The sequence below is a fragment of the Algoriphagus sp. genome (assembly GCF_024305035.1).
In the GTDB taxonomy this organism is placed as follows: domain Bacteria; phylum Bacteroidota; class Bacteroidia; order Cytophagales; family Cyclobacteriaceae; genus Algoriphagus.
Genome location: NZ_JAMWZB010000008.1, coordinates 133183 through 153069, shown reverse-complemented (window position 1 = coordinate 153069; position 19887 = coordinate 133183). Strand labels below are relative to the sequence as shown.

20 protein-coding genes and 1 rRNA gene are annotated in these 19887 nt (G+C 41.0%); 13 read left to right on the top strand and 8 right to left on the bottom strand.

Translation table 11 applies throughout. The annotated features are described in order from the left end of the window. Positions 1 to 91: 91 nt before the first annotated feature. Positions 92 to 203 (top strand): 5S ribosomal RNA (rrf, locus tag Q0L00_RS06345). Positions 204 to 434: 231 nt separating this feature from the next. Here the strand turns inward: rrf and lipA are convergent. Beyond that, positions 435 to 1313: a lipoyl synthase gene (gene lipA / locus Q0L00_RS06340; RefSeq protein WP_297336025.1), complete on the bottom strand. Its 879-nt coding sequence runs from the start codon at positions 1311 to 1313 to the stop codon at positions 435 to 437. Between the two features lie 55 nt (positions 1314 to 1368). Beyond that, entirely contained in the window at positions 1369 to 2103 is a 735-nt protein-coding gene (locus tag Q0L00_RS06335) for a hypothetical protein (protein WP_297336024.1), read from the bottom strand. 193 nt (positions 2104 to 2296) lie between these two features. Between Q0L00_RS06335 and sdaAA the strand changes: the two genes are divergently transcribed. Continuing rightward, positions 2297 to 3205 (top strand): L-serine ammonia-lyase, iron-sulfur-dependent, subunit alpha, encoded by a 909-nt coding sequence (gene sdaAA / locus Q0L00_RS06330; protein ID WP_297336023.1) that lies wholly within the window; start codon positions 2297 to 2299, stop codon positions 3203 to 3205. On the opposite strand, the gene Q0L00_RS06325 is transcribed toward sdaAA, so the two are convergent. The 5 genes from Q0L00_RS06325 to Q0L00_RS06305 all read right to left on the bottom strand — a co-directional run bounded on the left by Q0L00_RS06325 (position 3194) and on the right by Q0L00_RS06305 (position 8007). Beyond that, positions 3194 to 3652 carry a hypothetical protein gene (locus Q0L00_RS06325; RefSeq protein ID WP_297336022.1) on the bottom strand — a complete coding sequence of 153 codons (459 nt, stop codon included), beginning with the start codon at positions 3650 to 3652 and terminating at the stop codon, positions 3194 to 3196. The genes sdaAA and Q0L00_RS06325 overlap by 12 nt on opposite strands. Then, positions 3649 to 4587 carry a calcium/sodium antiporter gene (locus Q0L00_RS06320; protein ID WP_297336021.1) on the bottom strand — a complete coding sequence of 313 codons (939 nt, stop codon included), beginning with the start codon at positions 4585 to 4587 and terminating at the stop codon, positions 3649 to 3651. The genes Q0L00_RS06325 and Q0L00_RS06320 overlap by 4 nt, the downstream gene beginning before the upstream one ends. Positions 4588 to 4589: 2 nt before the next feature. Then, on the bottom strand, positions 4590 to 5246 hold the full coding sequence (gene upp / locus Q0L00_RS06315; protein WP_297336020.1) for a uracil phosphoribosyltransferase: 657 nt from the start codon (positions 5244 to 5246) through the stop codon (positions 4590 to 4592). Between the two features lie 65 nt (positions 5247 to 5311). Next, positions 5312 to 6607, bottom strand: coding sequence for an OmpA family protein (locus tag Q0L00_RS06310; protein ID WP_297336019.1), 1296 nt, complete (start codon positions 6605 to 6607; stop codon positions 5312 to 5314). Between the two features lie 116 nt (positions 6608 to 6723). Beyond that, positions 6724 to 8007, bottom strand: a complete 1284-nt coding sequence (locus Q0L00_RS06305) for an OmpA family protein (protein WP_297336018.1) — start codon at positions 8005 to 8007, stop codon at positions 6724 to 6726. Between the two features lie 172 nt (positions 8008 to 8179). Here Q0L00_RS06305 and Q0L00_RS06300 point away from each other — a divergent pair, with 172 nt between their 5' ends. The 9 genes from Q0L00_RS06300 (at position 8180) to Q0L00_RS06260 (ending at position 16216) form a co-directional block, all read left to right on the top strand. Then, positions 8180 to 9088, top strand: a complete 909-nt coding sequence (locus Q0L00_RS06300) for a M20/M25/M40 family metallo-hydrolase (RefSeq protein ID WP_297336017.1) — start codon at positions 8180 to 8182, stop codon at positions 9086 to 9088. Between the two features lies 1 nt (position 9089). Next, positions 9090 to 9620 (top strand): hypoxanthine phosphoribosyltransferase, encoded by a 531-nt coding sequence (hpt, locus tag Q0L00_RS06295; protein ID WP_297336016.1) that lies wholly within the window; start codon positions 9090 to 9092, stop codon positions 9618 to 9620. Between the two features lie 20 nt (positions 9621 to 9640). Then, the gene (locus tag Q0L00_RS06290) at positions 9641 to 10213 is read left to right on the top strand and encodes an adenylate kinase (RefSeq protein ID WP_297336015.1); all 573 of its coding nucleotides are present in this window, start codon (positions 9641 to 9643) and stop codon (positions 10211 to 10213) included. Positions 10214 to 10287: 74 nt separating this feature from the next. Continuing rightward, positions 10288 to 11283 carry a GTPase ObgE gene (obgE, locus tag Q0L00_RS06285; protein ID WP_297336014.1) on the top strand — a complete coding sequence of 332 codons (996 nt, stop codon included), beginning with the start codon at positions 10288 to 10290 and terminating at the stop codon, positions 11281 to 11283. Positions 11284 to 11365: 82 nt separating this feature from the next. After that, positions 11366 to 11938, top strand: coding sequence for a nucleotide exchange factor GrpE (locus Q0L00_RS06280; protein WP_297336013.1), 573 nt, complete (start codon positions 11366 to 11368; stop codon positions 11936 to 11938). A 1-nt stretch (position 11939) separates the two neighbouring features. Next, complete coding sequence (dnaJ, locus tag Q0L00_RS06275) at positions 11940 to 13046, top strand: molecular chaperone DnaJ (RefSeq protein WP_297336012.1); 1107 nt, start codon at positions 11940 to 11942, stop codon at positions 13044 to 13046. An 80-nt stretch (positions 13047 to 13126) separates the two neighbouring features. Then, complete coding sequence (locus Q0L00_RS06270; protein ID WP_297336011.1) at positions 13127 to 14014, top strand: hypothetical protein; 888 nt, start codon at positions 13127 to 13129, stop codon at positions 14012 to 14014. Positions 14015 to 14022: 8 nt separating this feature from the next. Beyond that, positions 14023 to 14916 carry an ATP-binding cassette domain-containing protein gene (locus tag Q0L00_RS06265; protein WP_297336010.1) on the top strand — a complete coding sequence of 298 codons (894 nt, stop codon included), beginning with the start codon at positions 14023 to 14025 and terminating at the stop codon, positions 14914 to 14916. Continuing rightward, positions 14909 to 16216, top strand: coding sequence for an ABC transporter permease (locus tag Q0L00_RS06260; RefSeq protein WP_297336009.1), 1308 nt, complete (start codon positions 14909 to 14911; stop codon positions 16214 to 16216). Before Q0L00_RS06265 ends, Q0L00_RS06260 begins: the two co-directional genes overlap by 8 nt. 38 nt (positions 16217 to 16254) lie before the next feature. On the opposite strand, the gene Q0L00_RS06255 is transcribed toward Q0L00_RS06260, so the two are convergent. After that, the gene (locus Q0L00_RS06255; RefSeq protein WP_297336008.1) at positions 16255 to 16725 is read right to left on the bottom strand and encodes a Dps family protein; all 471 of its coding nucleotides are present in this window, start codon (positions 16723 to 16725) and stop codon (positions 16255 to 16257) included. 146 nt (positions 16726 to 16871) lie between these two features. On the opposite strand from Q0L00_RS06255, the gene Q0L00_RS06250 reads away from it, so the two are divergent. Together Q0L00_RS06250 and Q0L00_RS06245 are read left to right on the top strand one after the other, a co-directional pair. Continuing rightward, a complete protein-coding gene (locus Q0L00_RS06250) occupies positions 16872 to 18107 on the top strand; it encodes an ATP-binding protein (protein WP_297336007.1) in 1236 nt (411 codons plus the stop codon). An 82-nt stretch (positions 18108 to 18189) separates the two neighbouring features. Further along, entirely contained in the window at positions 18190 to 19770 is a 1581-nt protein-coding gene (locus Q0L00_RS06245; protein WP_297336006.1) for a peptide chain release factor 3, read from the top strand. Positions 19771 to 19887 lie beyond the last annotated feature (117 nt).

Here is a 19887-nt window from a genome sequence, read left to right as displayed (position 1 = left end):
AGATATGTTAAAGACAACAAGAAATTAGATGTCAGGAGACAAGCAAAGAGAGGCCAAGAGGCAGCTTTGCCCAGCCCTGAGTTCTACCAATTTAGGCGGCCTAGCGCAGGGGTCCCACCTCTTCCCATCCCGAACAGAGAAGTTAAGCCCTGCAGCGCCGATGGTACTGGGGTTACACCCGGGAGAGTAGGTCGCCGCCACATTATTAAAAAGCCAACAGAAATGTTGGCTTTTGGTGTTTTAAATCCAAAGACAAAAGCATCATAGAACCAAAAAGAAAGTTTCTGGTTGCTTATAGCTTTGTTTAGATAATTCACGCTATGGCGAAAAATCCTTTTCCTTCTTTTTGGGGAAGGAATAATCAACCGAATTACGAATAACCCCAAAAAAAAGTCCAGAGTTAACTGGACTTTAGCTTAGGGAAAAAGCATATTTTATACGTTTACATGACGTTCAGCATGATACGAAGAGCGTACTAGAGGGCCTGATTCGACATACTTTAAGCCTCTTTTTAATCCTTCCTCACGGTATTTAGCAAAAAGATCCGGGTGGATAAATTCAGCAACTTCAATATGCATCTTGGTTGGCTGAAGGTATTGACCTAATGTCAAAATATCACATCCATGAGCTACTAAGTCATCCATTGTTTTATAAACTTCTTCTTCATTTTCTCCCAGTCCGAGCATGATGCCTGTTTTCGTCCTTTTTCCATACTCTTTTGTCAACTTAATTTGCTCTAGTGATCGTTGATACTTGGCTTGGGGTCTCACTCTTCTGTACAGACTTTCTACGGTTTCCATGTTGTGAGATACCACTTCCTGTCCACCACTGATCATCTTATAGAGGGCTTCCCAATTAGACTTGACATCAGGGATTAATGTTTCTATGGTTGTTTCTGGCGATAGTTCTTTGGTTTTTACGACAGTTTGATACCATATTTCAGCTCCACGGTCTTTTAATTCATCGCGATTTACAGAAGTCAGCACGGCATGTTTGACCCCCATTAATTTGATGGCTTCAGCCACCCTTCTTGGCTCGTCCTGGTCATATTCTGGTGGTCGACCTGTAGCAACCGCGCAGAAAGAACAAGATCGGGTACAGACATTTCCCAAGATCATGAAGGTAGCCGTTCCTGCTCCCCAGCATTCCCCCATATTGGGACAGTTGCCACTTTCACAGATCGTATGGAGTTTATGCTGGTCAACAAGTTTTCTTACTTTGGCATATTCTTTTCCGACAGGAAGCTTGACGCGTAACCAATCTGGTTTTTTACGCCTTGTGCTTTCTTCAGAAATTACTGGTAATTCGATCATAGGGGTTAAAATTTGGGACAAAATTAAGGGTAAACGGCAGAATACCCAATTTTAGTTATTTTCGAAATCCATAATAGAAGGTGAAATAAGCAGATTGAAAAACCTGCTTATTTTCCACAGTCAAAATCAACGGGATTTCTCTGGTAAAACCCTCTAATTGATAGCCAAGTTCCACACCGGTCACATTACTCCTGAATACGCCAAACTCAAAATTCAGTGCAGCTTTGAAATTTGCTCCAATGGCAAATTCTGATTGTCCAATGCCTTCAAATAACCTCCCGGTTCCCAGAATATTAAATCTACTTTGATGAATTTCCGGGTTATATTGTTCGCGGACTGTTTCCAGTCTATTAAGCGCATATTCGATATAATAAGGGGCAATAAGGCCAATGGAAGGCCCAATTCCTGCTAAAGCTGAAACTTGAACACCTTGATTGGGTGCTTTTTTAAAGAGAATCACTTCCCGTCCATATTGAGGCCGGATCGAATACAGATAATTAGACTTACCAAAAATATAACTGTTTCCCAAAACTGTATTATACCGTACTTCCTTTGGGTTTTTTACATTTGATAGTTCGAGGGAAAGGAAACTAAACTGGGAGTCATCAAGCCTGGTGCCGAGTTTAAAAAATAAACCACCGATTAGCCCTCCATTCGTATTTTTATTAAGACCAAAAACTACCTCTTGATCATAATCGTAATTACCTGCATCTTCCCTTTGGGCATACACAGTACCAATAACAAAGAATAGTATCGGAAATATGAAAATAAACTGTACTTTTTTTGCCATGATTTTAGAATTAAATTCTATCATTCCTATAAACTCTATTCTAAAAGTAAGGGTTTAGAATGATGATAAAAAGTTGATTTTTCTATTTTTAGCTTGGAATTTAATCCGGTGATGGGCTCTGAAAAGAATGTTCCATTTCTGTATTCATTCGGTATTTGTGGTACTTTTGCCTTAAAGAATAAACCCAAAGCTTATGTGTTTTTTATTCGAAAGTTTTAAGAGCTGGAAAGCCTATTGCATTGATCAGTCCGTGAGTTTACCCGATTCAGTGATTGAATATGAATGTGAGCAAAAAAATGCGAACCCAGAGTCAATAAATGCTGGGATGTTACGTGCTTATTCGGTCATGAAAGATGCAGTGAAAACAGGATTAACCAAGGAAATGAAATCTCGTTCTGGAATGATCGATAATGGGGCAAAAAAGGTTTTTAATTACTCCTTGCCGGTTTTATCCCCCGAATTTCAACGATTGATTTCAAGAGCTTTAGCAGCAAAAGAAGTGAATTCCTGCATGGGAAGGGTTGTTGCAGCCCCTACGGCAGGTGCTTCTGGGATATTACCAGGCACCATGGTCACCCTTCAGGAGATTCATAACCTTACGGATCAGGAAATTATCAAAGGATTGTTGGTGGGAGCCGGGATTGCTTTAATCATTGAGCAAAAGGCGAGTTTGGCAGGTGCGGTAGGAGGTTGCCAAGCTGAAACAGGCTCAGCTGCTGCCATGGCCTCTGGGGCTATTGTTTTTTGTCTGGGAGGTACTATTGAACAGGTTTTTAATGCAGTTGCAATTACCATCCAATGTATGCTTGGTCTGGTTTGTGACCCCGTGGCAGGCTTGGTTGAGGTTCCCTGCGTAGTAAGAAATGCAAGTGCTGCTAGTATTGCATTTAGTTCTGCTCAGATTGCTTTGGCTCAGGTCGATTCAGTGATTCCCGTGGATGAATGTATTGAGGCGATGGGAGAAATAGGTGCATCGATGGAAAGCAGATATAAAGAAACTGCTCTTGGCGGTTTGGCAGCGACCTTGACTGGTCAAACTATTTCAGAAAAAGTTTTAATTCAGGATATCGAGATTTTACCGGATAATGATTTAAGTGAGTAGGGACTTTAAAAATGGGATTCTCAGGATTTTTTCCAGACTAAGGCTGAAGAATATTGCCCATAGTACGGCACTCCAAAGCATATGGAGTATTATTTTACGCTTTTTGGTCCCAAACGAAACCAAAATTAGAGTGCCTCCAATGGGGGTTAAGAGTAATGGAGTGAGAAATGCAATGCCTATCTCGCCATATTTCTTCCAGATTTGAACGATCCGTCTATTTTTCTTTGAAAAAATGACTCTTTTTTTGGTAGATTTTAGTGCAATAAAGGCTTTTATTTTCGTTCCGAGATTTGCGAAAATCAACACACTTGACATCATTCCGGCAACAGTAATCCCCACTATTTTTAAAGAACTATACCCTGCGGCATGCCCCAAAACGGGTCCGGCGATAAATTTGAAAAAGGTAAGAAAATATATCCCGAATAAAGTAATCAGAGAATCATTCATAGCAACATGAATAGGTATACCAAATATGCCATCAAGAGAACACTTCCCTCTACCTTTGAAATTTGACGCTTAGTTTTCATCAAAGGGAAGAGTAAAACGCTGATACCTATCATCCAGATAAAATCAGATTCTAAAAATTCGTTTGAAATTTCAATGGGATTAATGACCGCTGTAATTCCAATTATAGAAAGGATGTTCATGATATTGCTACCTAAAATATTTCCAATCGCCAAATCTGTTTTCTTTGAGATTGCAGCCATGATGGACGTGATTAATTCGGGTAAGCTAGTGCCTATGGCAATTATGGTAACCCCAATTACTCTTTCTGATACCCCAAAAGTTCTTGAAATTGTTACTGCATTGGACACCAAAAGTTCGGATCCAAAATACAGGCCGGCAATTCCAATAAAAAACAAAATCACAGCCTTGGTCCAACTGTAACCTTGAACTTGCTCCACCTCCTCTTCTCCTTCGGCGGACTCCAACAAGAAAGAATCGCTTGACCTGAATAAATAGACATTAAAAAGGATGAAAAGACCTACTAACAGTAATCCCTCCCAAAATCCAAGAAGACCGTTGAGAGAGAGGCCAAAAAAAAGAAAAGTGACCAAAAGAGTAACTGGATAGTCAAAACGCAAATGTGTTTTTTTAATTAAGATTGGGTAAAACAATCCACTCAAACCCAGAACTAGGCCAATATTGGCAATGTTGGAACCGATTACATTTCCTATGGAAATATCACTGTTGCCCTTAAGTGCGGCATTTACACTGACCAAAAGTTCAGGAGCTGAAGTACCAAACGCAACTATGGTAAGCCCAATCAATCCTGCTGTCATCCCCAATTTCACAGCAATAGCCGAGGCGCCATCCACTAAGAATTTTCCACCAAGAAGAAGAATGGCTAAGCCAATGAGCAATAGTAGATATGGAATCATAATTAAAGTTTTGGGCCAAAGGCTAAATCTCCCGCATCTCCGAGTCCAGGGACGATATAGGATAATTCGTTTAGCCCTTCGTCAAGTGCACCTAACCAAAATCTATACGGAATCTCCAAGTTATTTTTTATTTGGTCGATACCTTCTGGTGCAGCAAATGCAGCTGCGATGTGAATGATCTTGGGCCTGCCATGCCCAAGTAGTTTCTGAATCGCTTTTAAAAAAGATTTTCCAGTTGCTAGCATGGGGTCTGCAATAATTACCGTCTTATCTTCAATAGACGGACATGCGAGGTAATTCAAATTAATGTGAATATCCTCGTTATCGGCAGGAGTGCTTTTTTCCTCTCGATAAGCACCAATAAATCCACTTTCCGCCTGATCATAAAAGTTTATAAATCCTTGGTAAAATGGTAAGGAGGCTCTCAATACAGAGACAATGACCAGCTGATCTGAAGGAATTTGAATGTTTATTTTTCCTAATGGAGTACGTACTATTCGAGTATCAATAGTTAAAGACTTTGAGATCTCATAGGCTAAAATTTCTCCAAGTCTAGTTAAGTTTGTTCTAAACCTCATGCGATCTTTTTGCACAGTTTCGTCTCGCATTTCCGCAATAAATTGATTTGCAATGGAGGGAGTTTGATCAAGAATAAACATGATTCGAATTTAATAGAAAAAACCCGGCTTCGACTGAAACCGGGTTTGAATTAATTTGAGATTTTTTATTGGTGGGCCTCAAAACTCACTCTTCGCGCCATTTGTCTAGCGTTTTCCGATGATTTGTCTACACTTGTATCTTCTCCATAGCCCTTATAGGATAAACGTGTTTCATCGATTCCTGAATCTCTCAGGAGTTCAAATACAGCCACAGCTCTTTTTTCAGATAGCTCAAGGTTGTAATTTTCTCCCCCAAGTTCATCTGCATATCCTTTGATTTCTACTTTGAGCTCCGGATTTCTTTTTAAAAAGTTAGAAATGAATTGGACACTAGAAATTGAATAAGCTAAAGGCTTTGAAGAATCAAATGAAAAATATACGTTTAAGTACTGGTCATTTATCGCCTTCTTCAAATAATCTATTTCATTTTTCACCTCTTCTACCGGACATCCATCAGTACTACTAGGCCCAGGTATAAAAGGGCACTTGTCCAGGTGATCAGGGGTTCCATCTTTATCAGAATCCAATGTGTTTCCCTGAGCATTAACCCGTGCACCAGCTGGGGTATTGGGCTCTTTATCCAGGTAATCTGGAACTCCATCCCCATCAGAATCTTTGAGCATATCTTTAATTTCACCTATTTGGCTCTCTAGTTCATCTTTTGTTACATAGGTGTCAGGGGCGATATACCAATCCGCATGTTGTTCATGTTTGCCAAGGTAAAAATTTAAGCCTAGTGTACCTGTCCACCAAGTGCCAGTCGCATGTATGTAAGGGGGGGTGGGAAAAAAAGTAGGTTCAGGTGCGTTATATCTTGTTCCATCAAATGTATACGTTTGGCGCCCGTTGAAATTCAAGTCTACCCTTCCAGATAATGATAACTTTCTGTTGATTTTATAAATCCCAGAAATACCTGACTTAATTACTTGACTATACTCTGGTTTTGTAAAAGGAAGAGGAGTTGTTACGTATTTCAACCTTATTATTCCTAACCCTAGAGTGCCCAATAGTCCAAATCGTGTTGTGAATGATTCAAATTTAAATATTCGACCTAAATTGGCTACCCCCATAGCACCAAAGTGTAGGTAATTAGTTTGAAAGGAAGGAGTTTGTTTTCTTAGGCTTGAAAAATTACCTCCTTCAATAATTCCCTTTAGACCAAATCTTTCATTGATCATATATCTAGACCCAATATCAAGGGTGCCTACATTTAGCGTTGGAGTGAGAAAAGGAGGGGAGATAGGGGACATCGCTTTATTGAATCCTCCATTGATTTCAAAGGACCATCTGTTAAATTCTTTCTGCGCGTTGGCTGAGCCTATTGCACCGATCAAGAACAAGAGGGTAAGAATTTTTTTCATCTTCAATTTAATTTAAGGGTGTGCCCAAAGGTATAGAATATTCATGAAATCCCATTTTGGGCACAAAAAAAAGCCTGATCCAACTGGATCAGGCTTGACTATTTAATCTTGGTAAATTATTTCACTTCAAAGCTAGCTCTTCTGGCCATCTGTCGCGCATCCGCAGATGATTTATCTACGCTAGTGTCTTCTCCGTAACCTTTATAAGACAATCTTGAGGCATCTACTCCAGCAGCTACTAGAAGATCATATACTGACTTAGCTCTGCTTTCAGATAACTTAATGTTGTAGTCTTCTGGGCCTAACTCATCGGCATATCCCTTAACTTCTACATTCACGCCTGGATTTCTCTTTAAGAAATTCGCTACATAATTAGCAGCACTGGTTGAGTACCCTAGTGGCTTAGCACTATCAAATGCAAAGTATACGTTGACGTATCCATCATTGATCGCTTTCATTAAGTAATCCACTTCTTCTTTTACCTCTTCCACTGGGCAACCGTTAGTTGATGCAGGACCAGGTAAGAATGGACACTCATCCACGTGATCAGGTGTGCCATCTCCGTCAGAATCAAGAGTTGATCCAGAAGAATTTACACGTGCTCCAGCAGGAGTGTTTGGCTCTTTGTCCAAATAATCAGGAACGCCATCTCCATCAGAATCTTTAAGCATATCTTTGATGCCGTTGATTTGAGAAGCAAGCTCTTCTTTAGTTGCGTACTTATCAGCGGCAATGTACCAATCGGCATGCTCTTCAGCTGAACCCAGGTAGAAATTTAAACCGATTGTACCTGTCCACCAGGTACCATTAGCTCCGTAAAATCCATTGGTAGTACTAGGTCTAATCGCCGCATCGCCGTCGAAAGTAACCGTTTGGCGACCATTTAGAATGGTAGAAATATCTCCGACAAGCGCAATGTTGTTAGAAAGTTTTAACTGAGGTGTAATTCCGAAGATTAATGTATAGACATTGTCGTCAAAATCATTGAAGGTATTTAGTTCTGGGTTGACCAAACCAATCCCTGCACCACCATGTAGCAACAAACCGAAGGATCTGCTAAAGGATTCGAAATTGAGGACTCTTCCTAGGTTGGCTACCCCTTGAAGATTGAGTCTGTTGTATTTGGTATCAAATGCAGGGCTTTGGGAATCCCCTCCTGCCTCTTTAAACGAACCAAATCCAAAGTCCAATTTGGCCCCGAATTTTTCATTGAACATGTAACGCACACCGAAGTCTACGTGTCCAAGATTCAAAGTGGGAGATAAGAATGGGGGCGCCAAAGGAGCCATCGGTTTATTAAAACCGCCATTCAATTCAAGAGACCATTTGTCATAGTCCTGAGCGTTAGCGCCGAGGGCCAAGGCTCCTGCCATAAGTGTTGAGAGTATTAGTTTTTTCATAACAAAAAATTTTTGTTCAAATTTTAAGTGTTTGATTGATGTGAGTTACAAATTTATAAACTTTTAAGTTAATACAAATCTAGATAAATTATTTAATTGGCAATTGATCAATTAAATTTATTCGCTTCTAGCTAGCAATTAACAAAATTTAATTAACACAATTGATGCCAAAATGAAATTATTGTTTGACTTATTAAATCAGTTTGGGGTTTCTGGAGAAGAATTTCCTACCCGAGACTTTTTACTTCAATACATTGCCAAACGGAAAAGATCATGGAATGTTTTACCTGAAGTTTATGCAGGGGATGAATTCCATGACTGTATCCTGTTAAAGTTTGGGAATCCCAGAACTGGATTGTTTGCTCATATGGACACCATTGGTTTTATGGTAAGGTATGAGAATCAGCTGATCCCGGTGGGTGGACCAGAGTTAATCGATGGGAGTGTTTTGGTAGGAATGGATAGTTTAGGAGAAATTAGATGTCGGTTAAAAATTCAGGATGATGCCATATTTCATGACTTTCCCAGAAAAATCGATCGGGGAACGCGTTTAGCCTTTGAGCAAAATATTAGGATAGACGAACAATTTATTCAAGCAGCCTATTTGGATAATCGAATTGGGGTTTATTCTGCGTTGAAAGTTTGTGAGGAATTGCAAGATGGTTGGGTTGTTTTTTCCACCTATGAAGAACATGGAGGAGGAAGTATGCCTTTTTTACTCAAATTTATCCAAGAAAACCAACCCATTAAGCAAGCGATTATATCTGATATTACCTGGGTTACTGAGGGGGTAGGATCGGGTAAGGGAGTGGCTATTTCAATCAGGGACAAATTTATCCCTCGGAAAAGATTTTTGGACCAAATCATTAACTTGGCCGACCAAAGCGGTATTCCTTATCAATTAGAAGTTGAAGAATACGGAGGGAGTGATGGGAGAGAGGTCCAGTTTTCTCCCTATGCCATTGATTGGTGTTTTGTCGGTGCGCCCGAAGACCAGGTTCATACCCCAGATGAAAAGGTGTCTTTATCAGACCTTGATGGAATGATTCAGATGCATCGTTTTCTCATGAAAAATCTTTAAAATGAAGAAAGAAATAAATCAGAAGCTCTTTGAAATATATATTTCTAAGCAGGAAATTGCATCCAAAATTGCTCATTTAGGAAATCGGATTTCAGAAGATTTTGAAGGAAAGGAGTTGATTATTGTCGGAGTTCTTAATGGTGCATTTGTTTTTTTGGCTGACCTTTGCCGTCATATTACCGTGCCTACTCAACTTAGCTTCTTGAGAATATCTTCCTATCAGGGACTGCAGTCCTCTGAATCTATCGAGAAAAAAATGGAACTAAACGAGGATCTTTCAGGTAAACATGTCTTGATCGTTGAGGATATTGTGGATACAGGGATCAGTATGAATTTCCTTTTGAATCAAATTAACTCACATGCCCCTTCGAGTATTTCGGTTGCTACCTTGCTTTTCAAACCTGAGGCATTTCAGTTTAATTACCCACTTAATTATGTGGGTTTTGAAATTCCCAATAAATTTGTTGTCGGATACGGGTTGGATTATGATGGATTGGGAAGGAATTTACCGGATATTTATCAGCTGGTCTGAAGGAAAATTAATAAAAGAATATGTATAATATCGTCTTATTTGGTCCTCCGGGTGCAGGAAAAGGCACTCAAAGTGAAAAGCTTATTGAAAAATATGACTTAACTCATCTTTCAACTGGAGATCTTTTCAGAAAGCACCTAGGAGAGGGAACCGCTTTAGGTGAACTGGCTAAAAAATACATGAATGAGGGAAGGTTAGTTCCGGATGAAGTAGTGATAAGCATGGTGGAGGAGAAAATAGCCGAATCGAAAAATACCAAAGGGTTTATTTTTGATGGCTTTCCTAGAACCACAGCCCAAGCCCAAGCCCTTGATTCCATGTTAGAAAGGCATGATATGAGTATTTCAGGGATGATAGCCCTGGATGTTCCTGAGTCAGTTTTGAAAGAAAGGATCAAAGAACGCGGCAAAACCTCCGGAAGAGTGGATGATCAGGACGAAGAGAAAATCAATACCAGAATTTCGGTTTACTTTCAAGAGACGCTCCCCGTGGCAGCCTACTACGAAAAGCAAGGTAAATTCACTAAAATAAATGGAGTGGGGACCATCCAGGGAATATTCAATGACATTGCTCATGTGATTGATAGCTATTGATCCTATTTAATTTAGTAATTTTGTAATCAAAACTTGGCTAAGCTAGTATGCTTAGCCTTTTTAGTTTGAAAACTATGGCAGATTCCAACTTTATAGATTATGTAAAATTTTGCTCTCGGTCAGGTGCCGGAGGAGCAGGTTCATTGCATTTCAGAAGGGAAAAGCACGTTCCTAAAGGTGGTCCCGACGGGGGAGATGGGGGGCGTGGAGGACACATTATTTTGCGCGGGAGTGCCCAGTTGTGGACCTTGCTCCATTTAAAATATAAAAAGCATGTTATTGCAGAGTCGGGTAAATCAGGTGAGGGCGGAAGAAGATCGGGAGCAGATGGTAAAGATGTGATTCTGGAAGTACCTTTGGGAACCGTGGCCAAAGACGCTGAAACTGGGGAGGTTCGTTGCGAAATAACAGAGGAAGGACAAGAAGTCATTTTGACAAAAGGTGGACGAGGTGGATTAGGAAATGATCACTTTAAATCAGCTACCAATCAGGCTCCACACTATTCTCAGCCCGGTGAGCCTGGGATCGAAGAATGGATTATTCTTGAATTAAAGTTATTGGCTGATGTGGGCCTTGTAGGGTTTCCCAACGCTGGGAAATCCACCTTATTGGCTTCTATTTCTGCTGCTAGACCTGAAATTGGGGATTATCCTTTTACAACCTTAGTCCCCAATTTGGGAGTAGTGGGTTATCGAGATGATAAATCTTTCGTTATGGCTGATATTCCGGGGATTATTGAAGGGGCTGCAGAGGGGAAAGGACTTGGGATCCGATTTTTAAGGCATATCGAGCGGAATTCTATCCTACTGTTCCTAATTCCAGCTGACGCAGCTGATTTAAAGAAACAGTATCAGATTCTTGTTGGAGAGCTTGAAAAATACAACCCGGAATTACTGGATAAAAAAAGAATTCTTGCGATTTCCAAATCAGATATGCTTGACGAAGAACTGATGGAGGAAATGAAAGCAGAATTGCCAAGGGAAATACCCAGCTTATTCATTTCCTCAGTGTCCCAATTTAACCTGGAAAAATTAAAAGATCTGATTTGGCAGGCCATTCAAACAGCGTGAGGTGTCAGTTTGTCAGTATTTCCAGAGTGGCAACAATATTGTTTCACAAGTGAAGGCCAGCTAATGAATTCATTTATTAAGTATGAAAAATAAGAAAGAAGAAACAGAAGAGGTAAAAAATTCTCAATCCGCAGAATCAGAGGTAGAAACTTCAACTTTGGAAACTATGCCTGAAGAACAGGTGGAGGAAAAGGAAGAATCGAATGCTTCAGAAAAATTAGAAGCAGAACTCGCTGAGGTAAAGGATAAATACCTGAGACTTTATTCTGATTTTGAAAATTTCAGAAAGCGTAATGCAAAAGAGCGACTCGATTTGATCAAAACAGCTTCTGAGGATGTGTTAAGAGATCTGATTCCTGTGGTGGATGACTTTGAGCGAGCTTTTAAAGCAGGGGAAAAAGAAACCGACACAGTGAAAATTATTGAAGGAAATCGATTGGTATTTCAAAAGCTGCTTCGAATTCTCGAAAATAAGGGACTTAAACCCATGGATGATCTTATTGGGAAACCCTTTGATGCAGATACACAGGAAGCGATTACACAGGTCCCTGCCTCAAGTGATGAAATGAAAGGAATGGTAATAGACGTGGTTGAAAAAGGATACACACTTGGAGACAAGGTTGTCCGTTTTGCCAAAGTCGTGACAGGAGCATAATATGGCAAAGAGAGATTATTACGAAGTATTAGGTGTCAGCAAGTCAGCATCAGCGGAGGAAATAAAAAAGGCCTACCGTAAGTTGGCTATCCAATATCATCCGGATAAGAATCCAGATAATCCTGAAGCTGAAGAAAAATTCAAAGAGGCAGCTGAGGCCTATGAGGTTCTTAGCAATTCAGAAAAGCGTCAGCGCTACGATCAATTTGGTCATCAAGGATTAGGAGGAAATGGAGGCTTCGGAGGAGGTGGAATGAATATGGAAGACATATTCTCCCAATTCGGAGATATCTTTGGAGGTAGTGGATTCGGCTCTTTCTTTGGAGGTGGAGGCGGAGGTCGCAGAACCAAAAAAGGAACCAATCTTCGAGTGAAACTCAAGCTAAATCTCCAAGAAATCGCCAATGGCGTCGAAAAGAAGATAAAAGTAAAAAGACATGTCATCGCACCAGGGGTGACTTTTAAGTCTTGTTCAACGTGCCAGGGTAGCGGTCAAATCAAAAAAGTCGTCAACACCATGCTCGGACAGATGGTTTCGGCAAGTACTTGCGGAGTCTGCGGAGGTAGCGGACAGATTGTCGATAAAAAACCGGCCGATGCCGATTCAAGAGGTTTGGTGATTAAAGAAGAAGTGATTTCCATCAACATTCCCGGAGGAGTTGCAGAAGGAATGCAGCTGAGTATGTCAGGGAAAGGCAATGAAATACCCGGTGGCATTCCCGGAGATTTGTTGATCGTTATAGAGGAAGTAGAAGAAAACACCTTTCAGCGCGATGGGAATAATGTAATCTACGATTTGTACGTGTCTTTTATTGATGCAGCACTTGGAGCTTCAATTGAAGTGCCTACCATTGAAGGCAAGGTCAAAATCAAAATTGAACCAGGTACTCAAAGCGGAAAAATGCTTCGTCTCAAAGGAAAGGGGATTAAGGATATTAATGGATATACACGTGGTGACCAGTTGATCATGGTTAACATTTGGACGCCAACGAATCTGACTAAAGAGGAAAGAATTGCTTTGGAAGGCCTACGGGATTCCGAAAATTTTATCCCTGATCCCGGAAAATCAGAGAAATCATTCTTTGATAAAATGAAGGAGTTTTTCTAATAGAGACAAAGCCAGATTCATTTCTGGCTTTTTTCATATTTTTGAAAAACCTTTTCCTATTCAAGTCGTAAGCTATCCGTATGCTAAGAAAATTCTGTCTAGTTTTTCTGGGGATTTTATGGGGGATAGGTGTCAGTAAAGCACAGCTCGTCAAAGAATACAAGACTCCCGAAAAAAATGGGTTTGATCTAGTATATTTAAATTTTTCAACCTACAAAAGTCTCACCAAGCTTAAACGAATTCGAGCTTCTGAACCTATCAATATTCATGGACATTTGGAGCAAGTGAACATTATCCCAACTTTTTATCATCAGGTTGAGAATAATGTTTTAGAAGCCCGTCTCCTTCATAAGAATATCGAGTCTGAAAATCTAGGCAAAAGCATTACATCAAAACTTTTTTCTGGAAGCAATACAGATTTTGGACATTCATGGGATGTGGGGCTTGTATCCAATTTTCTCTATCATTTGGATTTCAATTTGGGAATGGGTAAATCCGAGTTTGACCTAGCTTTTTTACCGATCACTCAACTTAAAATTAAAAGTGCAAGTGCAGATGTGCAGATTGATTACAGCAGTGACAATCCCAATCAGGTTCAAATGGATACCTTGCTTGTGACCTTGAATATGGGTTCTGTCAGCGTTCATCATGCAAATTTTACCAATGCCAAAACGATCATCCTTGAAGTCAATTATGGTAACATAGATCTGGACTTCAGCACTGGGATGTCCTCCACTTCTCAGGTGATTGCTGCCGTAGGAGCAGGGACACTTAGACTCAAGTTGCCACCAGAAAATTTCCCAATAAAAATCAAAGCTAAAACCACAGCCATGTGTCGAACTTCTCTGCCCAAATACCTCAAAGTCATTGACAATGAAACCTATGTTACCAAAGGATATACGGCCAATGACCCGAGATTATTGGATTTGATTTTAGATGTGGGTGTGGGGTCTCTGACGGTCGAATAATTTTTACGATGCTACAAACTTTAAAGCTCAACAAGTCTTACGGGCAAAATAGAGCGCTTACCGATTTGGATCTTCAGGTGCCAAAAGGAGTGATTTTTGGACTCCTGGGCCCAAATGGAGCTGGAAAATCTACCTTCATTCGAATCATCAATCAAATCATTGATGCCGACTCTGGGCAAGTCTTGATCGATGGAGTGGAGCTTAATCCCAAACACATTTCTCAAATAGGCTACCTTCCAGAAGAACGTGGGCTTTATAAGAAAATGAAAGTTTGGGATCAGATGCTTTATTTTGCGCGACTGAAGGGACTGAGTCAGTCTGAGGCCAAAGAGCGGATTCACCGCTGGCTTTCAAAGATGGACATGCTCACTTGGAGAGAAAAGAAAATAGAGGACCTTTCCAAAGGCATGGCACAGAAAGTCCAATTCATTTCCACTATTTTACACAACCCTCCACTATTAATATTGGATGAGCCATTTTCAGGTTTTGACCCGGTTAATGCTGAAATCATAAAAGATGAAATTTTGGAATTAAAAAGGCAGGGAACCACCGTGATTCTTAGCACCCACCGCATGGAATCAGTCGAATTGCTTTGTGATCAGGTCGCCATGATTAATCGCTCCCATAAAATTTTGGATGGTACGATTCGAGAAGTTAAAAACAGCTTTAGACCTGAGGTATTTACCGTTTCACTAGTCCAACCCAAGAAGGAAATCCCGACAGAGTGGTCAGCCAAATCCACAGATGGGATTTGGAGTTTTACCTTGCCACTGAGCGGGAAAAGTCCCAATCAACTGCTCGGCGAATTGATGAATTACGGGGAGATTGTCCGATTTGAAGAATTAGTGCCGAGTATGGAAGAAATATTTATTCATCAAGTCAAATCAATGCATCATGGATAAAATTTGGCTGGTTATTCAGCGGGAGTATTTATCTAGGGTTAAGAAAAAATCCTTTTTGCTTGCTACCTTATTAACTCCTTTGATTTTTCCGGCGATTATGGGCGTTTTTGTATGGATTGCTTTAGAGGAGAAAGACAACCAATCGCTTCGAATCATCGAAGTAGTGGATGAAAGCAAACTTTTTTTTCTCGAAAGCTCTGAACAATATGCCTTTTCATTTTCGGATCGGGATCCCGAGGAAGCCAAAGAATTGGTGAAAAGCGGTGATCGCTATGGATACTTATTGATTCCAGAATTTGACTTGACTCAACCGGATGGAATTGTCTATTATGGAAATGAAAACCCAAATATGAATTTGATTTCTTATTTGGAATCCAATTTAAAGAAGAAAATAGAAGAGCAGCGGTTATTTGAAGCTGGGATTGACCCCCAAATTATTACCGAAGTACGAACCAATGTGGATATCAAGGCCATCACTCTTGACCAGCAGGGAGGTGAAAAAGTCTCAGATGCAACCGTTAATTATGCGATTGGATTTTTAGCGGGGATTCTGATTTACATGTTCATATTCATTTATGGCACCCAAATCATGCAAGGGGTCATTGAGGAAAAATCCAGTAGAATCGTTGAAATTTTGGTTTCTTCTCTTAGGCCTTTCCAGTTAATGCTTGGCAAAATTATAGGGATTGCTGGCGTAGGCTTGACGCAATTGCTGATCTGGATCGTATTGATCGGTACTTTGACAACGGTGGTAACAGGGTATTTGGGTATGCAAATGCCTCAAGAGCAGGCTATGGAATTGGCTAAACTAGAGGTTGGTAATGAACTGCCTTCTTCCGAATTTGGTGAAATACTTCAGGTAATTGAAGGGATTGATTTTGTCAGTATAGTCAGTTCGTTTGTCTTTTATTTCTTAGGAGGCTATCTGCTTTATGGAGCACTATTTGCCGGAATTGGATCCGCGGTAGATGCACCTTCTGATGCCCAGCAGTTTATGTTGCCGGTAACTGTTCCGCTGATTGTCGCCTACATGGGATTATTCGTATTTGTACTTCAGGACCCCAATAGTACGACCTCATTTTGGCTTTCAGTGGTTCCTTTAACCTCGCCGATTGCGATGATGGGAAGAATTAGCTATGGAGTTCCCTTTTGGGAACTGGGCCTTTCTATGACGCTGTTGATTTTAGGTTTTTTGGGGACAACATGGTTTGCTGGAAGAATCTATCGAATTGGAATTTTAATGCATGGGACAAAGCCCTCTTACAAAACCATGTGGAAATGGCTTAAAAGTAGCCATTGAAAAGTAAAAAGCCGAGTCCTTGGACCCGGCTTTAATTTTTATCGAAGGTAGGCAGATAGCATCCACACCACTTTTTCTTTTGCGGTGATGTAATCACTCATCAGCGTGACGGTACCCTCATCAGCCTGTTCGGAAGCTGATTCCAAAACTTCTCGTTCAATATTTAAAAGAGTGTTGAGATTTTCTTTGATGATTTCCACCATTTTTTTGGACTCTTTCACTTCTTTTGCCTCCGAAATACTGGAGTTCTCGATGTATTCACTGTAGGAGGAAAATGGTCTTCCGCCAAGGGTAAGAATTCGCTCGGCTACCTCATCTACACTTTCATTTGCTGTGGTGTAGAGTTCTTCAAATTTGGCATGCAGCTCAAAGAAATTCGGACCACTGACATTCCAATGAAAATTCCGTAAATTTTGATAGTGAACTTGGTAGTTAGCCAACAGTTTATTGAGCTTTTCTACCAGCAGTTTGCTGTCTCTTACCTCTAATCCTATGTCGTTCGTTTTCATATGTTTCTTTTATTTTTGTCTTCAGATTAATACCTTAAATTTACTAACAATTGCCTTGAAAAGCCAACTGAAAATATCTATCTCTGAGATATACTATCTATGAGTTTTGTCAGTTAATAGGCTGTTGACAAGTGCTTATCCCTTCCATGAAAAATCGTATTCAGGACCTTACATCGATTGATTTTTACCAAAATAGAAGACAAGTTAAATGGCTAGTCGTATTGGTTTCTGTTGTAATTGGTGTGGGTTCGATTTGGTATACCAATCGGTTGGTTGAGGAACTGCGTGAGCGGGAGCGGCGGCAAATCGAGTTGCTATCCAGCGCACTGGAATATGCCTCTACCACGGCCGAAAACCTCACTTTCATCAACAAAGAGATCATCCAGCAAAATTATTCCATTCCCATCATCATGGTGGATGCGGAGCTGTCTCCCATTGAGTTTAGAAATATCGTATTCCGAAAAAACAGCAGCAAAGAGGATTCAACTAAAACGCTACTTAAAGAGCTGGAAGAAATGAAGTCGGAATATGAGCCGATCAGTTTGACTGAGGCGGATATTAAGGTCTATTACAGTAATTCCGAGCTTTTGACGAATCTGAAATATTACCCCTACATCCAGTTAGGCGTAATTTTGATCTTTGGGGTATTGGCGTATACACTTTTTAACCAAAGTAAGATAGCAGAGCAAAATCGGGTTTGGGCCGGGTTGACCAAAGAAACTGCCCATCAACTGGGGACCCCTATAGCTTCGCTGATGGCTTGGATTGATTATTTGCGGAATTCTCCAGTCTGGGAGGAAAATAAAGAGATCATCACCGAAATGGACAAGGATGTGGTCAAACTGAAAATGGTTACCGAGCGGTTTAGCAGTATCGGAAGTAAACCTATGATTCAAGCCGAAAATCTATTTGCGGTAATTGAAGAAACCATCACTTACCTGCGTCCACGAATATCCACCAAAGTGGAATTTGAGATAAAGGCAGATGCTCGTGATTTAGAAGCGATGATGAATAAACCACTTTTTGAATGGGTGATCGAAAATATCTGCAAAAATGCGGTGGACGCCATGAAAGGGAAAGGTAAACTCACCATTGAGATTTTACAGGATAGCGACAAGTTTGTGGTCGTAGATATTACCGACTCCGGGAAGGGGATTGAAAAAAAGAATTTTAAAAAGGTTTTTAATCCCGGGTATTCCACCCGGCAGCGGGGGTGGGGATTAGGGCTGACCTTAGCCAAGCGAATTATTGAAAGTTATCATGGAGGTAGGATATTTGTCCGCTCTTCAGAACCGGGGATAGGGACGACTTTTCGAATAATTCTGCACAGTACACTCGAAGGAGCCGAACAGTTTGTAACGGAAGGAATTTTAGAGTACTAAATAGACAGGATTTTACAAAGGGGCTTATTCCCTGATTTCGTCAATCCTTTTCCTTACCTTTGCGGGCTGAAATCCAATGCCCATGAGTTTGAAAGACGAAATCAAAAAGCGAAGAACCTTTGCCATCATTGCCCACCCGGATGCAGGGAAGACCACCTTGACTGAAAAATTGCTTCTTTTTGGTGGTGCGATCAATACTGCCGGTGCCGTCAAATCAAACAAAATCGACACAGCCACCAAATCCGACTGGATGGAGATTGAAAAGCAGCGGGGGATCTCCGTGGCAACCTCTGTCATGGGTTTCGAATACAAAGACATCAAGATCAATCTCCTCGATACGCCTGGGCACCAGGATTTTGCCGAGGATACGTATCGGACCTTGACTGCTGTGGATTCGGTAATTATGGTCATCGACTGCGTGAAAGGCGTGGAGATTCAGACCGAAAAGCTCATGGAGGTCTGTCGTATGCGGAATACACCCGTGATCTGTTTTATCAACAAACTCGACAGGGAAGGTCGTGATCCTTACGATTTGCTCGATGAGGTGGAGGCTAAATTGAATATTCAGGTTCGTCCGCTTTCTTGGCCGATCGGAATGGGCAAAAGCTTCAAAGGGGTCTATAACTTGTACGAAAAGAAACTTAACTTATTCACCCCTTCCCAGCGAAAACTCAGTGATGACCGTCAGGTTTTCGAAAACTTGGAGGATGCAGAATTGGATAGCTTGATAGGGAAGAATCCCGCCGACCAGCTTCGCGAAGATGTGGAACTGATTGAGGGTGTCTATCCGGATTTTGATCCAAAGGAATATTTAGAGGGAAAAGTAGCACCGGTATTTTTTGGGTCGGCAGTGAATAATTTTGGAGTCAATGAAATGCTCGACACCTTTATCAAGATCGCTCCTGCTCCCAAAAGCCGTCAAACGGACCTTCGGGAAGTGAGCCCAGATGAACCGAAATTTTCGGGCTTTGTGTTTAAAATCCACGCCAATATGGACCCCAATCACCGGAATCGCATTGCCTTTTTAAGGATTTGCTCTGGAAAATTTGAGCGAAACAAACCCTACAACCATGTCCGTGGTACGAAGCCTTTGCGTTTTTCCAATGTGACTCAGTTTATGGCGCAGGATAAGGAAATTATCGATGAGGCTTTCCCTGGAGATATTGTCGGCTTGTATGACACCGGGAATCTTAAAATCGGAGATACCCTGACCGATGGGGAAAACATGGTTTTTACCGGTATTCCGAGCTTCTCCCCGGAAATTTTCCGCGAAGTGGTCAATAAGGACGCGATGAAAACCAAACAGCTCGAAAAGGGCCTGAAGCAACTGATGGAAGAGGGAGTAGCCCAGCTGTTTACGTTTGACATGGGTTCGCGAAAAGTGGTCGGTACGGTGGGCCAGCTTCAGTTTGAAGTAATTCAGTTCCGCTTGAAAAACGAGTACAATGCCACGGTGGAGTTTCACCCGATGAACCTGTACAAAGCCTGCTGGATCAGCAGTAAGGACAAGAAACAACTCGACGAATTTGTCCGATCAAAAAATCGTCATATCGCGCATGACAAAGACGGAAAACTGGTCTTTATGGCCGAATCTAAAGCTTGGCTTCAGATGGTGCAGGACAATTATCCCGAGATTGAGTTTCACTTTACTTCGGAGTTTTAGAAAAATATCCCTTCAGGTTTTGAAAACCTGAAGGGTTTGTTTTTTAGCGCCTTGCTGTCCTTAATCCACAGAAGTGAGATAGCTGATTGATTGGATGCAGCTTTCGAAAAACCAGTA

What these genes read in the sequence shown, in the direction of transcription:
- lipA (WP_297336025.1), bottom strand. Translation starts at nt 1,313, where the DNA reads ATGATCGAATTACCAGTAATTTCTGAAGAAAGCACAAGGCGTAAAAAA.
- Q0L00_RS06335 (WP_297336024.1), bottom strand. Translation starts at nt 2,103, where the DNA reads ATGGCAAAAAAAGTACAGTTTATTTTCATATTTCCGATACTATTCTTT.
- sdaAA (WP_297336023.1), top strand. Translation starts at nt 2,297, where the DNA reads ATGTGTTTTTTATTCGAAAGTTTTAAGAGCTGGAAAGCCTATTGCATT.
- Q0L00_RS06325 (WP_297336022.1), bottom strand. Translation starts at nt 3,652, where the DNA reads ATGAATGATTCTCTGATTACTTTATTCGGGATATATTTTCTTACCTTT.
- Q0L00_RS06320 (WP_297336021.1), bottom strand. Translation starts at nt 4,587, where the DNA reads ATGATTCCATATCTACTATTGCTCATTGGCTTAGCCATTCTTCTTCTT.
- upp (WP_297336020.1), bottom strand. Translation starts at nt 5,246, where the DNA reads ATGTTTATTCTTGATCAAACTCCCTCCATTGCAAATCAATTTATTGCG.
- Q0L00_RS06310 (WP_297336019.1), bottom strand. Translation starts at nt 6,607, where the DNA reads ATGAAAAAAATTCTTACCCTCTTGTTCTTGATCGGTGCAATAGGCTCA.
- Q0L00_RS06305 (WP_297336018.1), bottom strand. Translation starts at nt 8,007, where the DNA reads ATGAAAAAACTAATACTCTCAACACTTATGGCAGGAGCCTTGGCCCTC.
- Q0L00_RS06300 (WP_297336017.1), top strand. Translation starts at nt 8,180, where the DNA reads ATGAAATTATTGTTTGACTTATTAAATCAGTTTGGGGTTTCTGGAGAA.
- hpt (WP_297336016.1), top strand. Translation starts at nt 9,090, where the DNA reads ATGAAGAAAGAAATAAATCAGAAGCTCTTTGAAATATATATTTCTAAG.
- Q0L00_RS06290 (WP_297336015.1), top strand. Translation starts at nt 9,641, where the DNA reads ATGTATAATATCGTCTTATTTGGTCCTCCGGGTGCAGGAAAAGGCACT.
- obgE (WP_297336014.1), top strand. Translation starts at nt 10,288, where the DNA reads ATGGCAGATTCCAACTTTATAGATTATGTAAAATTTTGCTCTCGGTCA.
- Q0L00_RS06280 (WP_297336013.1), top strand. Translation starts at nt 11,366, where the DNA reads ATGAAAAATAAGAAAGAAGAAACAGAAGAGGTAAAAAATTCTCAATCC.
- dnaJ (WP_297336012.1), top strand. Translation starts at nt 11,940, where the DNA reads ATGGCAAAGAGAGATTATTACGAAGTATTAGGTGTCAGCAAGTCAGCA.
- Q0L00_RS06270 (WP_297336011.1), top strand. Translation starts at nt 13,127, where the DNA reads ATGCTAAGAAAATTCTGTCTAGTTTTTCTGGGGATTTTATGGGGGATA.
- Q0L00_RS06265 (WP_297336010.1), top strand. Translation starts at nt 14,023, where the DNA reads ATGCTACAAACTTTAAAGCTCAACAAGTCTTACGGGCAAAATAGAGCG.
- Q0L00_RS06260 (WP_297336009.1), top strand. Translation starts at nt 14,909, where the DNA reads ATGGATAAAATTTGGCTGGTTATTCAGCGGGAGTATTTATCTAGGGTT.
- Q0L00_RS06255 (WP_297336008.1), bottom strand. Translation starts at nt 16,725, where the DNA reads ATGAAAACGAACGACATAGGATTAGAGGTAAGAGACAGCAAACTGCTG.
- Q0L00_RS06250 (WP_297336007.1), top strand. Translation starts at nt 16,872, where the DNA reads ATGAAAAATCGTATTCAGGACCTTACATCGATTGATTTTTACCAAAAT.
- Q0L00_RS06245 (WP_297336006.1), top strand. Translation starts at nt 18,190, where the DNA reads ATGAGTTTGAAAGACGAAATCAAAAAGCGAAGAACCTTTGCCATCATT.